We start from the raw sequence: 20,108 nt of genomic DNA on the forward strand, positions 1-20,108 counted from the left end.
GCCAGCCGCGCTCAACCTGCCGGGTGAGGCCCACCGCAATGGACCATCGCGGCAGGCCTTTTCGCAGCTCAACGTACTCGTGGGCGATACTGGTATCGAGCCAGTGACCTCTCCGGTGTGAACGTTGTCCACCCGAGCCGCTGACCGGCCGAAACAGGAATCGGCCCTGGTGAGAAGCAATTGCCCGGCGCCGCTGGACCGTTGAGGCCGCCAGCCGGTCAGCCCGGCGGGTCCGTTCACTATCTCGCTGCTCCCATGCCAGCGAGGTATTCGCCCCGGAGGTCGGGCGCTCAGAGCAGAGCGCAGGGATCCGTAAGAGCAGGGCTCGCGGGCATCACGGAGGCGACGGCTCTAATCCTGGCTTCAGGTTGACCGGGGAGAATGAGCGGCAAAAGCACCGACTGGAAGGGGGCGCCAGCGTGCGGATCCTGATCGCGGATGATGACGCGGCCATCCGTGAGTCGCTGGAGCGGGTGCTCCAGGTCGAGGGTTACGACACCAGCACCGTCGCCAACGGTCTCGCCGTGCTCGACCGGGTCGATGGGGCGGGCGGTGACACGCTGGATCTGCTGATCCTCGACGTGATGATGCCCCGCCTCGGCGGGTTGGAGACCTGCCGGCGGTTGCGGGCCGCGGGTCGGGATCTGCCGGTGCTGATGCTGACCGCCCGTGATCAGGTCTCCGACCGGGTCACGGGGCTGGACGCGGGCGCCGACGACTACCTGCCCAAGCCGTTCGCCACCGAGGAATTGCTGGCCCGGGTGCGGGCCCTGCTGCGCCGGCGCACGACGGTCGACGGGGAGTCGCAGATCCTGTCGTTCGCCGACGTCCGGCTCGATCCCGACAGGTTCGAGGCCTGGCGGGGCCGGCGGCCGCTGCGCCTGACCCGGACCGAGTTCTCCCTCCTGCAGGTTCTCCTGCGCAACGCGACCCGGGTCTTGACCCGCGACGCGCTGTTCGAGGCGATATGGGGCTTCGACATGAGCACCACCGCCAACAACCTTCAGGTATACGTGAGCTACCTGCGCCGCAAGATGGAGGCCGAGGGTGAGCCGCGATTGATCTACACGCTGCGCGGCCTGGGATACACGTTGCGGCAGACTCCTCCGTGAGCAGGCACCCCCGCCGGCTGACCCGATGGTGGCGCCGGCGGTCCCTGCGGACCAGGTTGACGGTGATCGCGGCGACGGCCATCGCGGTCAGCGTGTTCGTGGCATTCCAGGTGGCCAGCGAGCTACTGGACTGGGAGCTGCAGAACACCGCCGAGAATCAGCTACGCGCCGACTCCCGCGTTCTGGCGACGAGCGCGGAGCGCGCCGGTCTGGCGCAAGTTCAGCTACCGCCGTATCCGGGATCCGGTCGGCTGGTGCGGGTCATCCTGCCCGACGGCTCGACCCGGACGCCCGTCGGCCAACCCGAACTGCCCCAGGTCAGCGAGCACGCCGGGCGCGTGGCGCAGGGCGCGTCAGCCGACCTGATGGAGTCGAAGGACGGCGACGACGACGGCTACCGCATCTACACGCTGCGGGTGGGCGACGGCGCGGTGCAGGTGGCCCACGTCGCCGACGACAGCCCGATCAACCGGTTCGGGTTGGGCATGCTGCTGATCGGGCTTCTCTGTGTGGTCGGCGGTGCCGTTGTCGGGCGGACCGTGGCGCGGACCGGACTGGCACCGATGGACCGGCTGACCGCCGCCGCGGTACGTGTCGCGAACACCCAGGATCTCGACGCCGACATCCCGGATGAGGGCGGTGGGGAGATCCGGCGGCTGATCCAGGCGATCAACGACATGCTCGCCGCGCTCCGGGACTCCCGGCGGGCCCAGCGGCTGCTCGCCGAGGACGCCGCCCACGAACTCAAGACCCCGCTCACCAGCCTGCGCCTCAACATCGAGTTACTGGTCCGGCTCGACCGGCGCGGCACCCTCGACACTGCCCTCTCGGCGGAAAGCCGTACCCGGCTGCTCAACGATCTCGGCGCCCAGGTGGCCGAGTTGAGCGCCCTTGCCGCCGAGCTGACCGACCTGGCGCGCGGTGACGTCAGCGACGAGAGCACCGAACTGCTCGACCTCACCGACGTGGTGGTGGCCGCCGCGACCCAGGTGCGTTCCCGCGTACCCGACCTCGAGGTCGCGCTCGACGTGACCTCCGTGTGGGTGAGCGGGCGTCCCGCTGCGCTCCAGCGAGCGGTCCTCAACCTCATCGACAACGCCGGCAAGTGGTCCCCCGCGGACCAGCCGGTCCAGGTCCGTCTCCGTGCCGAGGGCGCGTCGGCGGTGCTCGAGGTCGACGATGCCGGACCGGGCATCGACGCCGCCGACGTACCGCGGGTGTTCGACCGGTTCTACCGTGCCGACAGCGCCCGGGCGTTGCCGGGATCCGGCCTGGGGCTGTCGATCGTGCAGCGGGTCGTCCACGCCCACGGCGGCCGGGCCGCCGTCGCCCGTTCCGCACGCGGTGGCGCGCTGCTTCGGGTCGACCTTCCGGCCGCGCTCCTGCCCGCCCCGATCGCGCGGCTCACCGCCGGGGAGGACACCGCGGTGCGCTGACCCGCCCCTGCGGTACGGAAGAGATCTGGGACGGGTCTGGGTCCCCGTCCCGGATCTCTTCCGTACCGCCGCGATCACCGTTGCAGCGCGAGCTCCTCATCGTCGGCGAGCGGCTGTGGCCCGTTCGGCGGCTCCGCCGTCGGCCGGTACAGCCGACTCGGCCACCAGATCCGCCGACCGATCAGCAGTGTGAGGGCGGGCACCAGGACCGACCGCACCAGCAGGGCGTCGAGCAGCACGCCGAAGGCGACCAGGAATCCGACCTCGATCAGCATCACCAGCGGAAGTGTGGTGAGGACCGCGAAGGTGGCCGCCAGGACCAGGCCTGCCGAGGTGATGACGCCACCGGTGGCGGAAAGGGCTTTGAGCATGCCCTGTCCGGTGCCGAGACGCACGGTCTCCTCCCGGGCCCGGCTGGCCAGGAAGATGTTGTAGTCGACGCCGAGCGCCACCAGGAACAGGAATGCCAGCAGCGGCACCGAATAGTCGATGCCCTTGAACCCGAGGATCGTGTCGAAGATGAACACGCTGCCGCCGAAGGCCGCGGCGAACGAGACGATCACGGTGGCCATCAGGACCAGCGGGGCCACGATCGCGCGCAGCAGCAGCCCGAGGACGATCAGGACGACGGCGAGCACCAGCGGGATCACCAACTTCTCGTCGCGGCTGGTGGTCACCTCGGTGTCGAGGTTCTCCGCACTCGGCCCGCCGACGATCGCCTCCGCCCCGCTCACCGCGTGCACGGCGGTGCGCACTCGCTTGATCGTGTCGTACTCTGCGACGGTGTCCGGCGCGTCCGTCGGGAACACCGAGATGTCGGCCCAGCCACCGCTGGTCTGACCCGGGACGGCCACGGCCACACCGGGAGTGCCCTTGACGACGTCGAGCACCCGCTCCTGGTACGCCGGCCGTGTGAAGACCGTCATCGGCTGGCCGCCGAGCTCCGGGAAGTGCTGGCGGAGAACAGTGAAGCCGGTGACCGACTCCGGCGCGGACAGGAACTGGTCCTGTTCCCGCAAGGCGCCGGTGTTGCCCGCCAGCCCGATGGCGAGCACGCCGAGGACTCCGAACGAGCCGAGCGTCGCCACCCACGGGCGGCGGCTGATGGTGGTGCCGAGCCGTCCCCACAGCCCCGGCTTCTCCTCCACGGCCGTACTGAACCGCGGGATGGCCGGCCAGAAGATCCGCCTGCCGAGCACAACGAGCACCGCCGGGAACAGCGTCAGCATGGCCACCAGCGCGCACAGGATGCCGGCCGCACCGATCGGGCCCAACCCGCTGGTGCTGTTCAGGTCCGCGACGAGCAGGCAGAGCAGGCCGGCGACCACGGTGGCCGCGGACGCGACGATGGCCGGCGCCGCGCCGCGTAGCGCGTGGACCATCGCGACCCGGACGTTCTCGTGGTGGTGCAGTGTCTCCCGATATCGAGCGATGAGCAGCAGCGCGTAGTCCGTGCCGACGCCGAACACCAGGATCGTCAGCAGTGCCGAGTTCTGGTCGTTGACCACGATGCCGAAGCCCTTGACGAGCAGGTAGACGGTCGCCATCGCGGTCAGTGCGGCCGCGCCGACGACCACGAGCGGGATGAACCACAACACCGGGCTGCGGTAGGTGAGGATGAGCAGGACCGTGACGACGACGACGGTGGTGAGGAAGACCTGCAGGTCGATGCCGTCGAAGACGGCGTCCATGTCGCCGTCGACCGCGGCCGGGCCGGTCACCTCGAGTTCCAGGCCTCCGGGGCGGTCCTTCGCGGCGTCACGCAACGGGCCGACGATGGCCTCCGGTCCGCCGTAGGCCGTGCTCACGTCCAGGGTGAACATCATCGCCTTGCCGTCGGTGGAGAGTCTCGTCGGTGGGCCGTCGCCGTCCTCGCCGGCCGCCGCCTTCGGCGGGTACCGCTTGGCAAGGGTGTCGTAGTGGCGCTCGACCGTCGCACGGTCGGCGTCGGTCATGCCGCCGGCGCGGTGATACACGAAGACGAACGTGTTGTCCTCGCCGCTGGGGAGACTGTCCTCCAGGACCGCCACCTTGGTGGACTCGGCACCGGCCGGCAGGGTGTCCACGGCTCTGTCGGTGGTGACCGAGCTCAACTTTCCGCTCAACGGCACCATGCCCGCCGCCAGCGCCACCCACAAGCCGATCACCAACCACGGCACCCAGCGGCCTGCCAGCCGACCGGGCGGCGCTTCCCTGGACGGCGCTGCGTTGACTGCCATCAATAGCCTCCTACATGCGCGTTACGTCGCTCATTCGAGGCCGAATTCGTACCGAGCGAATCTGAGACGACCGTTAAAGCGGCGCTCAGCCCGGGTCTTCTGCAGTAGGCGCCCCCAGCCGCGTACCACGGCGCGGGTGCCGGACGGCGCTCCGGAGGGTAGTACCGCGGTGCCGCCCCGCTCACGAGAATGACGACCGCAGTACGACGAAACAGGACGGAATCGGACCTAGTTTTCGAGCTATGACGAAACCTGAAAGCCCACTGTGGAAATTCGGGGCGGGCACCATGGCACTGGTAGCGGCGTTCGCTGTCGTGGCCGCCTGCGGGTCGGACGCCGACGACCATGCCCCGCCCGCCGCGGCCGGCCCGCACAGCGCGCACGCGGACGGGTCGTCAGCTCCTCCACAGCCGCTGCGGGCCGGCGAGCGGTTCGTCGACCTGAGGATGGCCGAGTCCTACACGCCCGCGCCGCCCGAGGGCGGCGGCTCGGACGAGTACCGGTGCCAGGTGATCGATCCGGGCCTGACCAAGACGGCGTTCCTGACCGGGACCCAATTCGCACCGGAGAACGTCGCCATCGCGCACCACGCCATCGTGTACGCGGTGCCGCCGGCCGGCGCTGCCGCGGTGCGCAAGCAGGACGCGAAGACCCCTGGTCTCGGCTGGCAGTGTTTCGGGGGGACCGGCGTGGCCGGCGCCGAGGTCGAAGAGGGGGACGCGGCGTGGGTGGACACCTGGGCGCCGGGAGCCGTGGAGACGCTGCTCGACCAGGACGCCGGCCACAAGCTGGAGCCGGGCAGCCTGCTCGTCCTCCAGATCCACTACAACCTGCTCGCAACCGACGGCAAGCCGACCGGGTCGGACCGTTCGGCGGTGCGGCTGCGGCTGACGGACGGCACTCCGCAGACCCGTGAACTCGAAACGTGGTCGGTCGACGCGCCGACCGACCTGCCCTGCGCCGCCGACGAGTCGGGTCCGCTCTGTGACCGGGCGGCCTCGATTGCGGACGTGACGAAGCGGTTCGGGCCGGATGTCGGTGAAATGGCGGACCGTCAGGTGGAGGAGTGCGGCCGGGGCGTGCCGAAGCCCGGTAACACCCAGACCTGCGACCACAAGGTGGAGGCGCCGATGACGCTGTTCGCCGGTTTCGGCCACATGCACATGCTCGGGCGGGCCTTGAAGGTCGAACTCAACCCGGGCACGCCGAAGGCCAAGGTCGTCCTGGACGTGCCGCAGTTCGACTTCGACAACCAGCGGCTGGTGAAGCTGCCGTCGCCGGTGGAGGTCGGTCCGGGGGACACGCTGCGGGTGACGTGTACGCACGACGCGGGGCTGCGCAAACAACTGCCGCAGCTGAAGAAGCTGCCGCCCCGCTACGTGGTGTGGGGTGACGGCACCAGCGACGAGATGTGTACGGGCATCATGACAGTCTCCCTCCGCAAGTCCTGAGGAGGCGTCGAACGTGTGTGAGCTCACCGAGGTCAACGAGCCGACAAACAGCTTTGAGCTCACACGGTGACGTGCCGTTCGGGCGGACCCGGCAGCGGATCGGCCCGGAGCGGCTGGGAACTACGGTCGCGCCCTCGACGGACGCGCGAGATGAAGTGCTAAACCGGCCGGATGAGTCTCAGGTCGTAGGCGAGGATGACGGCCTGGATCCGGTCCCGTGCGCCGATCTTGGCGAGGACCCGCCCGACGTGGGTCTTCACCGTCGACTCCGACAGCGTGAGCTGTTGCGCGATCTCGCCGTTGGTGAGGCCATGGCCGATGGCGACGAGGACCTCGCGCTCACGGCCGGTCAGGCAGTTCAGCCGGGGGTCCTCCCGCGCGGGCCCGCAAAGGTCATCGTCGAGCCGGTCGGCGAACGCGTCGAGCAGCCGCCGAGTCAGCGCCGGCGCGATCACCGCGTCCCCGGCGGCGACGGCCCGGATGCCGGCGAGCAACTCCTCCGGGCGGATGTCCTTGAGCAAGAAACCGCTCGCCCCGGCCCGCAGCGCGGCGAATGCGTACCGTTCCACGTCGAACGTCGTCAGCACCAGGATCCGCGAACGCCCGCCGGCTGCGACGATGCGCCGGGTGGCCTCGATCCCGTCGACGCCCGGCATGCGGATGTCCATCAGCACCACGTCGGGACGCAGCTCGGTGATCCGCCGAACGGCCTCGGCGCCGTTCTCGGCCTCGCCGACGATCTCGGTGTCGGGGGTGCTCTCCAGCAGCATGCGAAACCCGAAGCGCTGCAGCGGCTGGGCGTCCACCACGAAGACAGAGATCATGGATGGCTGCCTTTCAGGATCAAATGGACGCTCCAGTCGCCGTCCGGCGGGGGGCCGGTGCAGACCGTGCCGCCGTAGAGCGCGGCGCGTCCGGCCATGCCGGCGAGGCCGGGACCCGCATCGCCCGGCGACGCCCACTTCCTACCGAGCGAACCTGAAACGACCGTTAAACGGCGCTCAGGCCGGTTGGCCGCCCGCGCGTGTCCGTCGGTGAGTGGGCCGCTGTCGCGCATGAGGATGCGGCAACCTGGCGAAGGTCAACCAGGGAGCTGTTCTCGTTGCACAGTCCTTCTCGCCACACCCGCCCCGTCAAGCCGGCGAGCACGACGTTCACGTGTTCGGCCGGCGCCTCACACCAGGGGGAACCCCGCAGCAGCTTCTCGGGATCATGCCCGCCCGCGGCAACGTCTGGAGCGACCCGAACCAGATGACCGCGAGCAGCCCCGCTACGTCGGCGGCGCTCCACCACGTCAGCGCCTCACCCTCGAACGCCGCCAGGCGCCAGTCGTCAACCGCGGCGAATCCCACCAGCCGGGGCCCGATCTCGCCTGTTTCGGCCAGGATGGCGCCCGCCTCCACGGCGTCACCGAGTCCGGTCCCCATCCGCGCGGCCTTGATGAAATGATGGAAGCCGGCGACTGGGCGGTAGAGCTTCTCAGGGCTTTGACGTTGGAAGCGGGCGACTACATCCGGGTACGCGGGGACACCGTTTGCGTCCGGCGCCCGAACGACTACACCATTCGCCACCAAGGAGAAGGCGTCTGGCTTTGCCGGTAGCCGATGGAGTGGTCACCCGGCCTGCTCCCAGAACCATGACAAAAGGCCCACCGCAGTGGATCATCGCGGCAGGCCTTTTCGCAGCTCAACGTACTCGTGGGCGATACTGGGATCGAACCAGTGACCTCTCCGGTGTGAACGGAGCGCTCTCCCGCTGAGCTAATCGCCCTCAACGGATCCAGACTCTACCGGACGCCGCGACCGGTCCGCGAACCAGGGGTCACCAGCCCCGCACGAAGTCCAGCGTCCAGGTCACCAGGTTGATGTCCATGCTGAGGTAGACCGCGGTCCAGACCACGGCACTGATGAACAGCATGCCCACCACGCCGATCACGGCGCGGATCGGGAGGCTCTGCCGGCCGACCCAGTGTGTCCAGCTCTGCACGTGGCGTTTGGTGAACTCCAGCAGGTTCTTCGCCCACACGAACTCGATCGCCAGGATGGCCAGACCGAGGATCACGATCGCCCAGCCGGGGCCGGGGAACGGGATCAGGACGATGCCGATCGCCACCACCAGCGCGCCGACCACGCCGACCGTGATCTTCAGAGCGAGGCGTCCGGTCGAGTTGGACCGGATACGGTCGAGCACACGCACGTTCGTTACCCCGTCATCCGGTTTTACACCCATTTCATCCCCCAGTGTCCCGGAGCCCCGTCACCGCCCGGGAGGAATGGACGTTACCGGAGTAAGTCAACTGCTGGACCACCCGACGCCGGGCGGAACCGAGTACCTGGGCAGAACAGGACAAGATATCGCTTTACGTCCTGCGCGGAGGCGTTTTCGGAACCGTCTTCCCACTACTGGGTGAGATCAGCGTATGGCGGAGCGTAACGACAGGGATCACCTGAGTATGGGAAACGCGGGGTTCACCAGCCTCGCAGCGGTGCCGGGGGGAGTTCGTCCATGAGTACCATTCGTCCAACGACCGTCGAGGTCGAAACCTCGCTGCGGCTCGTAGCGCCTGACGCGACGGCACTGCCGGTACGCGCCAGCCTGCGCTACGACCCAGCCGACCCATATGCGGTCCACGTGTTGTTCCACGCAGAATCAGCCGGTGGGGAAGCCGTGAGCTGGTCCTTTGCGCGGGAACTGCTCGTGACCGGGCTCGATGAGCCGGCCGGGATCGGCGACGTCCGGGTGTGGCCGTGGGCCACGCCGCGGGGCGATTTCGTCGCCCTGGCACTGTCGTCGCCCGACGGCAACGCGCTGTTCGAGGTACCGCGCAGCGTCCTGGTCCGGTTCCTGCGGCGCACCTATGTGGTGGTGCCGCGTGGCCGGGAGTCGGATCATCTCGACGTGGACGCGGCGGTCAACCGCCTGCTGGCCGGGCGATAGCAACAACGGTTTAAGGGCGACCCGCGCGGACACTGCCGGTCCACGCGGGTCGCCCTTTATCCGGAAAAGGAAGTGATCTCCGAAAAGAAATCGGAATCGAACATATAGCGAATACCGAGCCGGAAAACGGACAAAAGGTTCAGCAAGTGCGCTAGTGGTCGCGTTGACGGTCATCGACGGTTACTGTGTGCGCCGATGCCAGCACTCATTCATGTCACCGACCCGATGGCCGCCCGTCTTCCGCCGGAGTGGGCCGGTATCGGAAGCTGCCCTCTGCCGGTGGCCGCAGGCGCCGCCACCGACCTCCTCGGGTGTCACGCACTCGTGCTCACGGTCACCGGGCGGCTGATCGCCGAGATCGACTTCACCCAGCACACCTGCGAGCCGGGGACACTGCTCTGGTTGCGACCAGGGCAGGCGGTCCGATTCGAGAAGCCGGCGGCGGCGCGTGGCCGAGCCGAGCAGACCGGGCCGGACCCGGACGGCGAGGTCCCGGGAGACGCGCGGGACGAGAAGGACGAGCCCGGTCCGGCCGTGACCATCATCTTCCGGTCCGGTCTCTTCGCCCCCGACGAACTCCCCGGCCTCACGCCCGACGATCCGGACGGCCCAGCCCGGGAACCGCTGACCCTGCCGGACCCGGACGCCTTCCGGGCCGCCTTCGAGCGGCTGGCCCGGGACACCGAGGGCGTACCGGGTGCGGCCGCCGCGGCCCTGCTCCGCCACGAGCTGGCCGCCCTGCTGCTGCGCCTCAGTCTGCTCGATCCGGGACCGGCGGCGGCCGGGCACGTCGAGAGCCGTACGTTCGAACGGTTCCGCCGCCGCCTGGAGGAGGGCTATCCGCACACCCGCCGGGTCGAGGACTACGCCGCCGAACTGAGCTGCTCCGTCCGTACGCTGACCCGGGCCAGCCTGGCCCTCACCGGCCGCACCGCCAAGCAGGTGGTGGACGACCGGGTGGCGTTGCAGGCCCGGCGGCTGCTCGCGGCCACCCCGCTGTCGGTGGCCGAAGTGGGGCGCAGCCTGGGTTTCGGCGAGCCGACGAACTTCGGGCGCTTCTTCCACCGGGAGACCGGACTGAGCCCCGGGCAGTTCCGCGCCCGCTTCACCACCGACCGTCCGAGTGGGATACCCGGACAGCGACCGCCCGTCGACTGACGGTAATTCCCACAAAACCGTGGGGTATGTGCATCCCGGGATGCGGCGCCGAGGCATGATAGTCAGGTGCAGATCTCCGCGCGTGGCGACTACGCGGTCCGGGCCGCCCTCAGTTTGGCGCAGGCCTACCCCGCACTGATGTCCGCCCAAGCCATTGCCCAGGACCAGGAAATGCCCCGCAAGTTCCTCGAGGCGGTGCTCGCCGACCTGCGGCGCGCCGGCGTAGTGCGTGCGCAGCGTGGTGCCGAGGGCGGTTACACGCTGTCCCACCCACCGCGGGACGTGACGATCGGTCAGATCCTGCGGGCGGTGGACGGTCCGCTGGCCGGGGTGCGGGGGCTCCGTCCGGAGGAGACGCAGTACGCGGGCGCCGCCGAGAACCTGCCGAACCTCTGGGTGGCGGTGCGCGCGGCGGTTCGCGAGGTGGTCGACGAGGTGAGCCTCGCCGAGCTGATCAGCGGGCGGATGCCGGCGCACGTGCGCAAGCTGACCACCCGCCCGGACGCCTGGCAGCCACGCTGACGTTTGTCAATCGGGACTATCGGGAACCGTGCGCCCATCTGCAAAACAGATAGGAGACGCTCCGATGGGACTCGTGTTCCGCAGCCGCAAGAAGTTCGGCCCCCTGATCCTGAACTTCACCGAGAACGGCTACTCGTCCTGGACCTTCAAGATCGGCCGGTGGTCGTGGAACTCCAAGACCCGCGCGCACCGCTACGACCTGCCCGGCCCGGTGTCGTGGAAGCAGGACAAGTCCGGTAGCCGCTAAGCCGGTCCGATGAGAACGTCACCACCCAGGCGGCCGTGCTCCGGCCGCCGGGTGACGGCTCCGGCATCGATCATTGCGTGCAACACCCGGTTGGCGTCCGCCGCCCGATAGACGGTCTCGGTCAGCGTGAACGTTCGCAACTCGGTCACCGTCGCGGTACCCACCGCGGCCAGATGCGCCAGCAGTTCGCGGCGCAGCGGACCGGGGTGCGGCTGAAGCGAGATGTCGATCAGGTGGCGTTCCGGGTCGGCGGGGTCGCGCAGGCGTACCCCGGCGAACTCGTCGACCGCCCAGAGTGCCTCTTTGAAGCTCTCCAGGCTCTTCGCGGAGGTGGTGGCGAAAGCCACCACCTCGCCGGGCTCCGGCCCGGTGGCCAGCTCGGCCGCGGTGAGCAGGGGAAAGCCCGTGCCCCGATAGGGATCCAGCGACGTGGCGGGCGGCAGCACCAGCAGGACCTCCGCGGGCTTGCCCGCGGCCATCGCCGCGATCGTGGCCGGCCTGGGCGGTTCACTCGCGGCCGACGCGTCCAGAAAACCCAGCATCGGTACGCGTGACGCACCCGCCGCCTTGAGCGCCACCGGAAGCCGCTCGTCCGTCCCGCCCCCGACCGGCAGCACGGCCAGCCCCGCCGCGGCTCCGGCGTCCTGCTGAGCCGCGGTGAGCACCGCGGTCACCCCGGCAACGTCGTCACCGACCGCCACCATGGACAGTTCCCGGCCGCGGGCCAGGTCCGGCAGATCGGCGAGGACCCGCACCGCCGCCTCGGCCGCGGCGCCGCCGTCGGCGTCCGCGTAGCCGTGCACATAGATCACCCGCCGGGCGCGGTGCAGCGCTCCGGGCGCCCAGGCCTGGAGGTGCCGGATGAGCAGTTCGCGTTTGACCGTGCCGATCGGGGACATAGGAAGTTTGTACCGTGTCCACTTCGTCGCCCGAAACTTGTACCTACGGTATTCAACCGAGCACTATGAGGTACATGCCCCCACCGCTCGCTGAACTGACCGCGCAGGCGCAGACGTTGACGTCGGCCGGTGATCTCGTGGGCGCCCGAGCCGTTCTGGACGACGTCCTGCGGAACGCGGACGCCGATCCCCGCCGCGCCACCGCGGATCTGGCGGTTGCCGCCGCCCTGCACGCCCGGATCCTCATCGCACTCGGCGATCCGCAGTCGGCCCGGCTCTGGGCCGCGTTCGCGCACGCCGCCGAGGAGCGCCTGCACGGCGCCCGCGACGAGCGCACCATCGCCGCAGCGGCTACCCACGCCGCCGTCCTGCAGCGGATCGGCCAGCACGGCCGGGCCGCCCTCGTCTATCACGACCTGGTCGGCGAACTCGCCCGGGTGGACGGTCCGGACGCGCCCCGGGTGCTCGCCGCCGAGGCCGACCTGGCCGTCGCCGAGCACGCCGCCGGCCACTGCGGCACCGCCCGGGCCCGGCTGTCGCGCGCCTGGCGGCATCACCGCGATGTGTACGGCGACGCCGCCCCCGCCGGCGTCAAGATGCTGGCCCGGCTCGGCGCGATGGAGCGCGACTGCGGCCGCGACCAGGAGTCCCGCGAGCACCTGGCGCTGGCTCAGGAGCTGAGCACCCGCTACCTGCCCGCCGAGCACCCGCTGACCCGGCAGGCCACCGCGCTGGCCGCCGCCAAACCGTCCGGCCGGCACACCTGCGGCCGGATGGAGCAGAGCGGCGACATACCGTTCCGGCCCTTCCCGCGCCGCCCCACCGTGCCGGACCCCGGACCGATCCGCCGGCCACCGTTTCCGGCGGAGGCATCCGGGCAGGCTCCGCCGGACGAGCGGTCCACCGATCCCAGCGGCACCGTCTACCCGGCTCCAGCCGGCTTGCGGGAGCTGGAGATGCCGCCGCCGGACAACCGGCCCACCGATCCGAACGGCAGCGTCTATCAACAGCCGCTCTACCTCAGTGACGTGCACCGGCTGCCCGGCGACCTGACCGGCCGGCACGCCCGGGCGGACACTCCTCCCCCGCTGCCCGGCAACCGGGCCCCCGACTACGGCGAGGACGGCCGGGCCGTACCGGTCGGGTCGGCCCGGCCCAGCACGCTGACCGAGCCGCCGAACTCGCGGCTGCCGGTGCTCAGCGACCGGACGGAGAAGGCTCGCGGGACGCATCCGCTGCTTCTCGCCGCCGTGCTCGCCGGTGGGGTGGCCGCGGCCGCCGCCGTGGTGATCCTGACCCTGCCGGACGCGGACGGCGCCACGCCCCGCGCGCAGACCCCGCCCTCGGTCGTGCCACCGGTGCAGTCCGCCGCGCCGCTCACCGCCACCGGTGATCCCGGCGCACCGCAGAACGTACGGATCCGGGACGGCGGGGACAGCGTGACGTTGCAGTGGACGTACCCGAGCAACGCCGACGGGCCGGTGCACGTCTCCGGCGGCCAGGCCGGGACGGAACTCCGCAAATTCCAGGAGCTGCCCGCCGGCGCGTCCGAGTTCGTCGTCTACAGCCTCAACGGGGAGCTGAACTACTGCTTCACGATCGCCGTGGGGGACGCCGCCTCCGCCCCGGTCTGCACCCGTCGCTGACCCGAAGCAACCTTCTCGCAACCGTCCGCTACCCGAGTTGCGACCCGGTTGATGGCACCGTGAATCGTCACGGAGACCACAGGAAGCAGGGACAGTGTGACGACCGATACGGCGAGCCGCATCCCGACGCTTCATTCCGAGCTGGCGGCCCTCGAAGCCGCGGTGGCGGAGCTCGAGGGTCGTCCCATGTCGCATTTCCGCACCGTGCGGGCGCCGGCCGCGGAGCTCAAGCGCCGGGCCGGTGAGCTCGGCGCGGAGGAGCTGGAACAGCGGGCCGTGCTGCTGCTGGCCGGCGTGCTGCTCCGCGAGGGGCGCACCGGCGAGGCCGGGCAGATCGCGCACCAGGTCCGGGCGTGGGCGGAGGAGCACCACGCCGACTACCTGCTCGCCCGTGTGCACCGTGAGCTCTCCATCTTCTACCGGGCGGTGGGCGACTTCTCCGACGCCCTGACCCACGCGGTGCAGGGTGTCTCCGGGCTTCCGGACGACGTGCCGCCGGTCACCCGGGCCCGACATCTGCTGTCGCTCTCGGTGGCCCTGGACGAGGTCGGCTCGCCGGCGGACGGCGAGCAGCGTGCCCGGGAGGCTCTGGCCCTGGCCGCGACCTCCGGAGACCACGAGACGATGCTGCTCGCGCTCAACAACATGGCGTACAGCGCGTTCGAGCAGGACGACGAGCCGAAGGCCCGGCACCTCGTCGAGCAGATGCGCGAGGTACACGCGCTCTCCGGCGTCCAGGTCGGCGCCAACCAGCTCGACACCATGGCCCGGGTGGAGATGATGAGCGGCCGGTATGCGGCTGTCGAGGTCCTGCTCGCACCCGTCCTGGACGACCGGGTCGCCGCCAACGAGGGTGACGCGGTCGCGGAGTGCCTGCTCACGCTGGCCCTGGCTCGCCGTCTGGACGGCCGGTACGACGACGCCCAGGCCGCTCTGGACACGAACCGGAGGGTGTGCGCGGACCGGGAACTGGCCTCGATCGGTGCCCGGCTGCGTCAGGAACAAGCCGCCCTGTACGCGGCGACCGGCCGCTTCGCCGAGGCGTACGAGGAGCATCGCGCCTTCTACGCCGCCGCGACCGCCCAGCACTCGGCGCAGCGCGACGCCCGGGCCCGGGCGTTGCAGGCCGTCTTCGAGGCGAACGAGGCACGCCGAGCCAGCGAGCACTTCCGGGAGATGGCCCACCGGGACGCGCTGACCGGCCTCTACAACCGCCGCTACATCAACGAGCGGGTGCCGGACCTGTTGCAGGAGGCGGCGCGCAGCTGCCGCCCGCTGGCGGTCGCCCTGATCGACCTGGACCACTTCAAGCGGGTCAACGACACGCTCTCGCACGCCACCGGCGACACCGTGCTCCAGCAGGTCGCCGAACTGCTGATGGAGGAGACGGCGGGCGGCTCGGCCGTCGCGGCCCGGATGGGCGGCGAGGAGTTCCTGCTGATCTTCCCCGGACTTGATGCCCGGGAGGCGGCTCTGCGCTGCGAACGGCTCCGGCTGCGGCTGCGCGCGCACGCCTGGCAGCCGATCACCGGCACGCTCCCGGTGACCACCAGCATCGGGGTCACCGCCACCACGCCGGACGGGCACGGTTCGTTCTCCGCGCTGCTCGCCCAGGCGGACTGCAACCTGTACGCCGCCAAGCGCGACGGCCGCGACCGGGTGATCGCCGACCTCGCCCTGTAGCGGGCCGGCCGCCTCACTCGCCGACCGGACCGCCCGCCAGCTCGGCCACGATGTCCAGGTGCCCGAGGTGCCGGGCGTACTCCTGGACCAGGTGGAAGCAGATCCGCTCGAGCGGCGGCGGAGGTGCGCCGTCCCAGCGCGGTCCCGGCTGCCCGATCGCCGCCAGGTCGGTGCCGGTGATCACGGCGGCGGTGTGTACGCCCTGGGCCCGCAACGCGGCGGCCAGCTCGTCCACGGTCTCCGAGTCCGCGACGTGCCAGCGGTCGTCGCGCCGGTCGCCCCAGGGATCGCCGACCGGCCGGCCCTGGAAGCCCCACTCGATCCAGCGCAGCTCCACCCAGCGCAGATGCTTGACGAGCTCCAGCGGGGTCCAGCCGGAGGCGAGCCGGCTGGACCGCAACTCGGCCTCGGGCAGTGCGGACACCTTCGCCAGCAGGCTCTCCCGGAAGTAGTCCAGGTACCGGACGAAGACCTCGGCACGGTCGGCGGCGGGGTCGGTCGGCGACGGGAACTCGATAGTCATCCGGTGAGTATCCGATCTAGCTCAACTCGAAGTCGGCGGTGACCGGGTAGTGGTCGGACGCGTGCTCGGTGGCGCCACCGCGGATCACCCACATCGCACGGGCGTGGGCGGCCACCGCCGGCCCGGCGAACAGGTAGTCGAGGCGGGTGGATCCGAACTCCTTGCCGCGCAGGCCGGTGGTGGGAACGGTCTCCCCCGGTCCGGCACCGGCGGCCGGCCAGAGGTCGACCAGCCCGGCGGCCTCGAAGGCCGCGATCGCGCCGGTGTCGGGCGTGCCGTCCGGGGTGAGGTGCCGGCGCCGGTACATCGAGGGCAGGGCGGCCAGCGCCTCGGTGTGGTCACCGTGCGGATCGAGGCCGTTCATGTCCCCGGCGATCAGCACGCGGTCGCCGGCGTAACGGGCGGCGAGCCAGCGGGCCTCGCGCATCCGCAGGTACGGCCAGAACGGGTTCAGGTGGGTGCTCACCACCCGCAGCGGGCCGGCCTCGGTCGCCACCTCCACGATCGCCGCCGCGTGGTGCAGCCGCCACGTGACGCTGGACCGCCGCAGGATCCGCAGCGGCGGCCGGACCAGCACCGCGACCGGCTGGCCGAGGACCGACCGGGCCAGGTGCGGGGTCATCCCGACCGCCGTGGCGAAATCGTGCATCCGGCCGTACCGATGAAAGTCGCGCAGCTCTTGAAGTGCCAGGATGTCCGGACGCTCGGCCTGGACCACCTCGATGATCGCCGGTAGGCGATCGCCGCCGCCGGTGCGGATGTTCCAGGTCATCAACCGCAGCGTCACCCGATCGCCTCCAGCCGCCGGTGGGTGACCTGGGCGGCCTCCTCCGCGGCCTCCTCGGCGGTCTCGGCATGCGCGTTCGGCCGGACGGTGAACCAGAGCACGGTGATCCAGGCGGCGGTGAGCAGGGCGGCGCCGAGAAAGTCGGTCGGGTGGTGCATGCCGCGGTACATCCGGGAGAGCGCCACGCCGACCGGCATGAGCACCGCGAGGGCGGGGAAGATCCAGCGCCACGGCTGCCGGAACCGGGCCATCACGATGATCGCGATGGCGGCCCAGAGGCACATCGTCGCGGCGATGTGGCCGGACGGGAACGACGAGGTCGGCATCTGGCCGTCCAGCTGCTCGATCGGCGGGCGCGGGCGGTCCACCGCGGCCGCGGCGCAGAGGAACAGGGTCAGCTCGCCGACCATGGTGAGCACCAGGAACAGCACCGGCCGCCACTGCCGCCACAGGGCCAGCGCCAGCGGGCAGAAGATCAGCGAGACGATGAGGATGGCGTGCGTGTCGCCGAACTTGCTCCACCACCAGCTCAACCGGTCGAGCTCAGGGGTGCGGAAGCTCTGCAGCCAGGCCGGGAACGCGGTGTCGAAGCCCGGCGTCCAGCGGGTGACCGTGTACCCGACGAGGTAGAGCAGGCCGAACACGAAGACCCAGCCGACCAGGATCTCCGCGCCCTTGGCCCACGGATGCGGCAGCACCGGGCCCTCGGCGGGCGCGAGCCGCAGATCCGGGCCGGACTCCGGCTCCAGGCCGTCGGTGAGCGGCGGGGTGGCATGGCCCGCCTCGCGGCGCCAGATCCGGAACGCGTACGCCGTGACGCTGATCCAGGCCAGCCCGAGCAGCCACCCGCCGAGCACGTCGGAGACGAAGTGCACGCCCAGGGCGATCCGGGTGAACCCGATGGCCGCGACCACCACAGAGGCCGCGCCGATGAACCAGGGCCGCCACCGGCGCCGGACCGCCGGCAGGAAGACCAGCACGATCATCCCGTAGACCACCATCGAACCGAGCGCGTGCCCGCTCGGGAAGCTGTTGCCCGGCGCCGTGGCCACCGGCACCTCGACCACCGGGCGAAGCCGGCCGATCAGGGCCTTCAGCGACGGGTCCAGCACCGCCGCACCGAGCCCGGTGACCACCAGGTAGATCGCCGGCCGCGGCCGGCCACGGATCAGCAGCAGCGCGGCGAGCAGTGCGACCAGCGGGATCATGAAGCCGCGCCCGCCGGCCGAGGCGATCTGCTGCAACACCGCGACCACGGTGTCCGAGCCGGACGCCCAGCGGTTCAGGTCGTCCGCCACGCTGCGGTCCAGGCTCTGCAGCGGGGACCAGTGGAATCGGACCAGCAGCAGCAGCACGCCGAAGGCCAGGCCGAAGGCGGTGACCACGGCCAGGCCGAGCACGCTGCGTTCGGCGAAGTGCCGCACCGGCGCCCAGCCGGTGCGTTCCACCACGCGGTTGTCATCGGTCACGGTGCACTCCCAAGGTGTCGGGGGGTGCGCCGTTCTTACCCGGACGGCTCGGCCGGTACACCGGGCTCGCGCTGAGCCGGGATCTCCGGAGCGGGTTCCCAGTGGTCGTCCTTGGCCGGACGCGCGCCCACCCGGCGTGCCTCCAGCTGGGCGGCGAAGGCCAGCCCCAGGAACAGCGCGATGCCGGTGAGGTTCGCCCAGACCAGCAACGCCATGATCGCGGTGAGCGGGCCGTAGGTGGCACCGAAGCTGTCGCTGAACCGGACGTATCCGGCGAGTAGCAGGCTGGCCAGCCACCACAGCACGGTCGACATCACCGCGCCGAACAGCAGCCAGGACAGGGCCGGCTGCTTGCGGCGTACCGAGTGCCGGAACAACAGGCCCACTGCGAAGACGATGAGCAGCAGGCTGAGCGGCCAGCGGACCAGGTCCCAGGCCACCCGTACGCCGTGTGACAGGTTCCACTGCCGTTCCGCCGAGTTCCCGGCGGCCCGGCCGGCCACCAATAACAGGAACCCGAAGAGCGCGGGCAGGCCGGCGACCAGCGCGAGCGTGGCGGCCCGCAGGTACTTCTGCAGGGCCGGCCGGTCCCGTTCCACGCCGTAGATCCGGTTGGCGCCGCGCTCGATCTGCGCCATCGCGGTGGTGAGCGCCACCAGGCCGGTGATCATCCCGAGGGTCAGGGCCAGCTCGCCCGCCTCCTCGGTACGGTCGTCGTCCACCAGCAGCTCCCGGACCAGCGTCTCGCTGTCACCCGGCGTGAGCGCGATGACCGTGTCCGCGACGATCTGACCGCCGGACTCGGCGCCGAGATCGGTGGCGAGTCCGGAGAGCGCGATCAGGAACGGCACGATCGCCAGGCAGAGCTGCAGGGCGAAGGCGCGGGCGTGGCTGAAGCCGTCGCCGTACCGGAACCGGACGAAGGCGTCGTGGAGCAGCGGCCAGCGGCCGTAGTGCCGCAACGCCAGGAAGGCGTCGTCCGCCGAGAGGGTGTCCCCCGCCATCATCACCGTCTCGGGGACCGGCTCGGTGCTACTCAAAATTCTTCTCCGCGCGTTCCGCGACCTTCCTGGCGTCGTACGCCAGGTCGGGGTCGGAGTCGGGCTGCGGCACACAGAGCAACAGCGCCCGCGGCCGTACGTGGATCTTCATGGCTTTCCCCGGTGCGATCAGGTCCCCGTCAAGTTGCCGCGATTGTGCCCGGTTGCTGTAGATCTCTACACGAGATGCGGTGTAGGTCTCCATCAGCGGCACCCGGTCCTGCCGGCGCAGCACCGCCCAGGCCAGCTGCGCCCAGTGCGCCAGGTTGCCCGGGCTCAGGATCGCCACGTTCAGCTTGCCGTCGTCCGGCTCGGCCTTGCTGAGCAGCCGGACACCGCCCTGTAGCCGGCCGACGTTGCCGACGATGACCGCTTTCGGCCGCCGGGGCATCGGCGGGCCGCCGTCCAGCCGGATCCGGGCCCGCATCGGCCGGTCCAGCAGGTGTTTCGCGCCGCCGCCCACGTACGCCAGCCAGCCGAGGTGCTTCTTCGCCCGCTCCGAGGTGTCCTCCAGCATCTGCGCGTCGAAGCCCATCCCGGCCATCACCACGAAGCACCGGTCGTCGATCACACCGACGTCGATCCGGCGCCGCCCGCCCTCCAGGGCCACCTCGAGGCCGGTCTCCGGGTCGGTGCCGAGTCCCAGGTTCGCGGCGAGCAGGTTGCCGGTGCCGGCCGGCAGCACGGCCAGCGCCACGTCGGTGCCGGCCAGCGCGGTCACCACCGAGGTCACCGTGCCGTCGCCGCCGCAGGCGAAGACCAGCTCGGCGCCGTCGCTGATCGCCTGCCTGGCCTGGCCGCGGCCGGGGTCCTCCGGGGTGGTCCGGTACCACTTCGGCTCCGGCCAGCCCGCCTTGGCGAGACCCTCGCCGACGATCTCGCGCAGGTGATCGAGATCGGGCACCTTGGCGGGGTTCACCACGACGGCGGAGCGAGGTCCTGTCACGGGATCAGTCTGCCGGAGGCGGTCCCGACGGGC

The 20,108-nt window shown here is 70.8% G+C and carries 19 protein-coding genes and 1 tRNA gene; 9 read left to right on the forward strand and 11 right to left on the reverse strand.

The genetic code is table 11. The annotated features are described in order from the left end of the window. The first annotated feature begins 419 nt into the window (after window positions 1–419). Together I4J89_RS01990 and I4J89_RS01995 are read left to right on the forward strand one after the other, a co-directional pair. Window positions 420–1,112, forward strand: coding sequence for a response regulator transcription factor (locus I4J89_RS01990; protein WP_196412039.1), 693 nt, complete (start codon window positions 420–422; stop codon window positions 1,110–1,112). After that, complete coding sequence (locus tag I4J89_RS01995) at window positions 1,109–2,548, forward strand: HAMP domain-containing sensor histidine kinase (RefSeq protein ID WP_309238148.1); 1,440 nt, start codon at window positions 1,109–1,111, stop codon at window positions 2,546–2,548. Before I4J89_RS01990 ends, I4J89_RS01995 begins: the two co-directional genes overlap by 4 nt. A gap of 74 nt (window positions 2,549–2,622) precedes the next feature. On the opposite strand, the gene I4J89_RS02000 is transcribed toward I4J89_RS01995, so the two are convergent. Further along, the gene (locus I4J89_RS02000; protein WP_196412040.1) at window positions 2,623–4,767 is read right to left on the reverse strand and encodes an MMPL family transporter; all 2,145 of its coding nucleotides are present in this window, start codon (window positions 4,765–4,767) and stop codon (window positions 2,623–2,625) included. 242 nt (window positions 4,768–5,009) lie between these two features. On the opposite strand from I4J89_RS02000, the gene I4J89_RS02005 reads away from it, so the two are divergent. Then, complete coding sequence (locus I4J89_RS02005) at window positions 5,010–6,218, forward strand: monooxygenase (RefSeq protein WP_230858172.1); 1,209 nt, start codon at window positions 5,010–5,012, stop codon at window positions 6,216–6,218. A gap of 158 nt (window positions 6,219–6,376) precedes the next feature. Here the strand turns inward: I4J89_RS02005 and I4J89_RS02010 are convergent, their stop codons facing one another. The 4 genes from I4J89_RS02010 to I4J89_RS02025 form a co-directional block, all read right to left on the reverse strand. Continuing rightward, window positions 6,377–7,042 (reverse strand): response regulator, encoded by a 666-nt coding sequence (locus I4J89_RS02010; RefSeq protein ID WP_196412041.1) that lies wholly within the window; start codon window positions 7,040–7,042, stop codon window positions 6,377–6,379. Window positions 7,043–7,372: 330 nt separating this feature from the next. Next, window positions 7,373–7,645 carry a hypothetical protein gene (locus tag I4J89_RS02015; RefSeq protein WP_196412042.1) on the reverse strand — a complete coding sequence of 91 codons (273 nt, stop codon included), beginning with the start codon at window positions 7,643–7,645 and terminating at the stop codon, window positions 7,373–7,375. Window positions 7,646–7,916: 271 nt separating this feature from the next. Further along, a tRNA-Val gene (locus tag I4J89_RS02020) sits at window positions 7,917–7,988 on the reverse strand. 51 nt (window positions 7,989–8,039) lie between these two features. After that, window positions 8,040–8,414, reverse strand: a complete 375-nt coding sequence (locus I4J89_RS02025) for a TIGR02611 family protein (protein WP_309238149.1) — start codon at window positions 8,412–8,414, stop codon at window positions 8,040–8,042. Between the two features lie 309 nt (window positions 8,415–8,723). Here I4J89_RS02025 and I4J89_RS02030 point away from each other — a divergent pair, with 309 nt between their 5' ends. From I4J89_RS02030 to I4J89_RS02045, 4 genes are all read left to right on the forward strand, one after another. Then, on the forward strand, window positions 8,724–9,155 hold the full coding sequence (locus tag I4J89_RS02030; protein ID WP_014446635.1) for an SsgA family sporulation/cell division regulator: 432 nt from the start codon (window positions 8,724–8,726) through the stop codon (window positions 9,153–9,155). Window positions 9,156–9,350: 195 nt separating this feature from the next. Continuing rightward, on the forward strand, window positions 9,351–10,313 hold the full coding sequence (locus tag I4J89_RS02035; RefSeq protein ID WP_196412044.1) for a helix-turn-helix transcriptional regulator: 963 nt from the start codon (window positions 9,351–9,353) through the stop codon (window positions 10,311–10,313). Window positions 10,314–10,379: 66 nt separating this feature from the next. After that, window positions 10,380–10,835, forward strand: coding sequence for an RrF2 family transcriptional regulator (locus I4J89_RS02040; protein ID WP_196412045.1), 456 nt, complete (start codon window positions 10,380–10,382; stop codon window positions 10,833–10,835). 64 nt (window positions 10,836–10,899) lie between these two features. Then, a complete protein-coding gene (locus I4J89_RS02045) occupies window positions 10,900–11,082 on the forward strand; it encodes a DUF4236 domain-containing protein (protein WP_196412046.1) in 183 nt (60 codons plus the stop codon). On the opposite strand, the gene I4J89_RS02050 is transcribed toward I4J89_RS02045, so the two are convergent. Continuing rightward, entirely contained in the window at window positions 11,079–11,981 is a 903-nt protein-coding gene (locus I4J89_RS02050) for a hypothetical protein (protein WP_196412047.1), read from the reverse strand. The genes I4J89_RS02045 and I4J89_RS02050 overlap by 4 nt on opposite strands. Before the next feature lie 74 nt (window positions 11,982–12,055). Between I4J89_RS02050 and I4J89_RS02055 the strand changes: the two genes are divergently transcribed. Both I4J89_RS02055 and I4J89_RS02060 read left to right on the forward strand, forming a co-directional pair. After that, window positions 12,056–13,627: a fibronectin type III domain-containing protein gene (locus tag I4J89_RS02055; RefSeq protein WP_230858173.1), complete on the forward strand. Its 1,572-nt coding sequence runs from the start codon at window positions 12,056–12,058 to the stop codon at window positions 13,625–13,627. 96 nt (window positions 13,628–13,723) lie between these two features. After that, window positions 13,724–15,310 (forward strand): GGDEF domain-containing protein, encoded by a 1,587-nt coding sequence (locus tag I4J89_RS02060; RefSeq protein WP_196412049.1) that lies wholly within the window; start codon window positions 13,724–13,726, stop codon window positions 15,308–15,310. Window positions 15,311–15,323: 13 nt separating this feature from the next. On the opposite strand, the gene I4J89_RS02065 is transcribed toward I4J89_RS02060, so the two are convergent. The 5 genes from I4J89_RS02065 to I4J89_RS02085 are packed head-to-tail and all read right to left on the reverse strand — an operon-like array spanning window position 15,324 to window position 20,075. Next, on the reverse strand, window positions 15,324–15,833 hold the full coding sequence (locus tag I4J89_RS02065) for a mycothiol transferase (protein ID WP_196412050.1): 510 nt from the start codon (window positions 15,831–15,833) through the stop codon (window positions 15,324–15,326). A gap of 16 nt (window positions 15,834–15,849) precedes the next feature. Beyond that, a complete protein-coding gene (locus I4J89_RS02070) occupies window positions 15,850–16,605 on the reverse strand; it encodes an endonuclease/exonuclease/phosphatase family protein (RefSeq protein WP_196412051.1) in 756 nt (251 codons plus the stop codon). A gap of 11 nt (window positions 16,606–16,616) precedes the next feature. Beyond that, on the reverse strand, window positions 16,617–18,089 hold the full coding sequence (locus tag I4J89_RS02075; protein ID WP_196412052.1) for a phosphatase PAP2 family protein: 1,473 nt from the start codon (window positions 18,087–18,089) through the stop codon (window positions 16,617–16,619). A 35-nt stretch (window positions 18,090–18,124) separates the two neighbouring features. Further along, window positions 18,125–19,129, reverse strand: a complete 1,005-nt coding sequence (locus I4J89_RS02080; RefSeq protein ID WP_196412053.1) for a YihY/virulence factor BrkB family protein — start codon at window positions 19,127–19,129, stop codon at window positions 18,125–18,127. Beyond that, entirely contained in the window at window positions 19,122–20,075 is a 954-nt protein-coding gene (locus tag I4J89_RS02085) for a diacylglycerol/lipid kinase family protein (protein WP_196412054.1), read from the reverse strand. The genes I4J89_RS02080 and I4J89_RS02085 overlap by 8 nt, the downstream gene beginning before the upstream one ends. Between the last annotated feature and the right edge of the window lie 33 nt (window positions 20,076–20,108).

Source organism: Actinoplanes aureus (genome assembly GCF_015704865.1).
Taxonomy (GTDB): Bacteria; Actinomycetota; Actinomycetes; order Mycobacteriales; family Micromonosporaceae; genus Actinoplanes; species Actinoplanes aureus.

Excerpts from the sequence above, each read along its gene's own strand:
- I4J89_RS02000 (WP_196412040.1), bottom strand. The coding sequence starts at position 4,767 with ATGGCAGTCAACGCAGCGCCGTCCAGGGAAGCGCCGCCCGGTCGGCTG.
- I4J89_RS02005 (WP_230858172.1), top strand. The coding sequence starts at position 5,010 with ATGACGAAACCTGAAAGCCCACTGTGGAAATTCGGGGCGGGCACCATG.
- I4J89_RS02010 (WP_196412041.1), bottom strand. The coding sequence starts at position 7,042 with ATGATCTCTGTCTTCGTGGTGGACGCCCAGCCGCTGCAGCGCTTCGGG.
- I4J89_RS02015 (WP_196412042.1), bottom strand. The coding sequence starts at position 7,645 with ATGGGGACCGGACTCGGTGACGCCGTGGAGGCGGGCGCCATCCTGGCC.
- I4J89_RS02030 (WP_014446635.1), top strand. The coding sequence starts at position 8,724 with ATGAGTACCATTCGTCCAACGACCGTCGAGGTCGAAACCTCGCTGCGG.
- I4J89_RS02035 (WP_196412044.1), top strand. The coding sequence starts at position 9,351 with ATGCCAGCACTCATTCATGTCACCGACCCGATGGCCGCCCGTCTTCCG.
- I4J89_RS02045 (WP_196412046.1), top strand. The coding sequence starts at position 10,900 with ATGGGACTCGTGTTCCGCAGCCGCAAGAAGTTCGGCCCCCTGATCCTG.
- I4J89_RS02050 (WP_196412047.1), bottom strand. The coding sequence starts at position 11,981 with ATGTCCCCGATCGGCACGGTCAAACGCGAACTGCTCATCCGGCACCTC.
- I4J89_RS02055 (WP_230858173.1), top strand. The coding sequence starts at position 12,056 with ATGCCCCCACCGCTCGCTGAACTGACCGCGCAGGCGCAGACGTTGACG.
- I4J89_RS02065 (WP_196412050.1), bottom strand. The coding sequence starts at position 15,833 with ATGACTATCGAGTTCCCGTCGCCGACCGACCCCGCCGCCGACCGTGCC.
- I4J89_RS02070 (WP_196412051.1), bottom strand. The coding sequence starts at position 16,605 with ATGACCTGGAACATCCGCACCGGCGGCGGCGATCGCCTACCGGCGATC.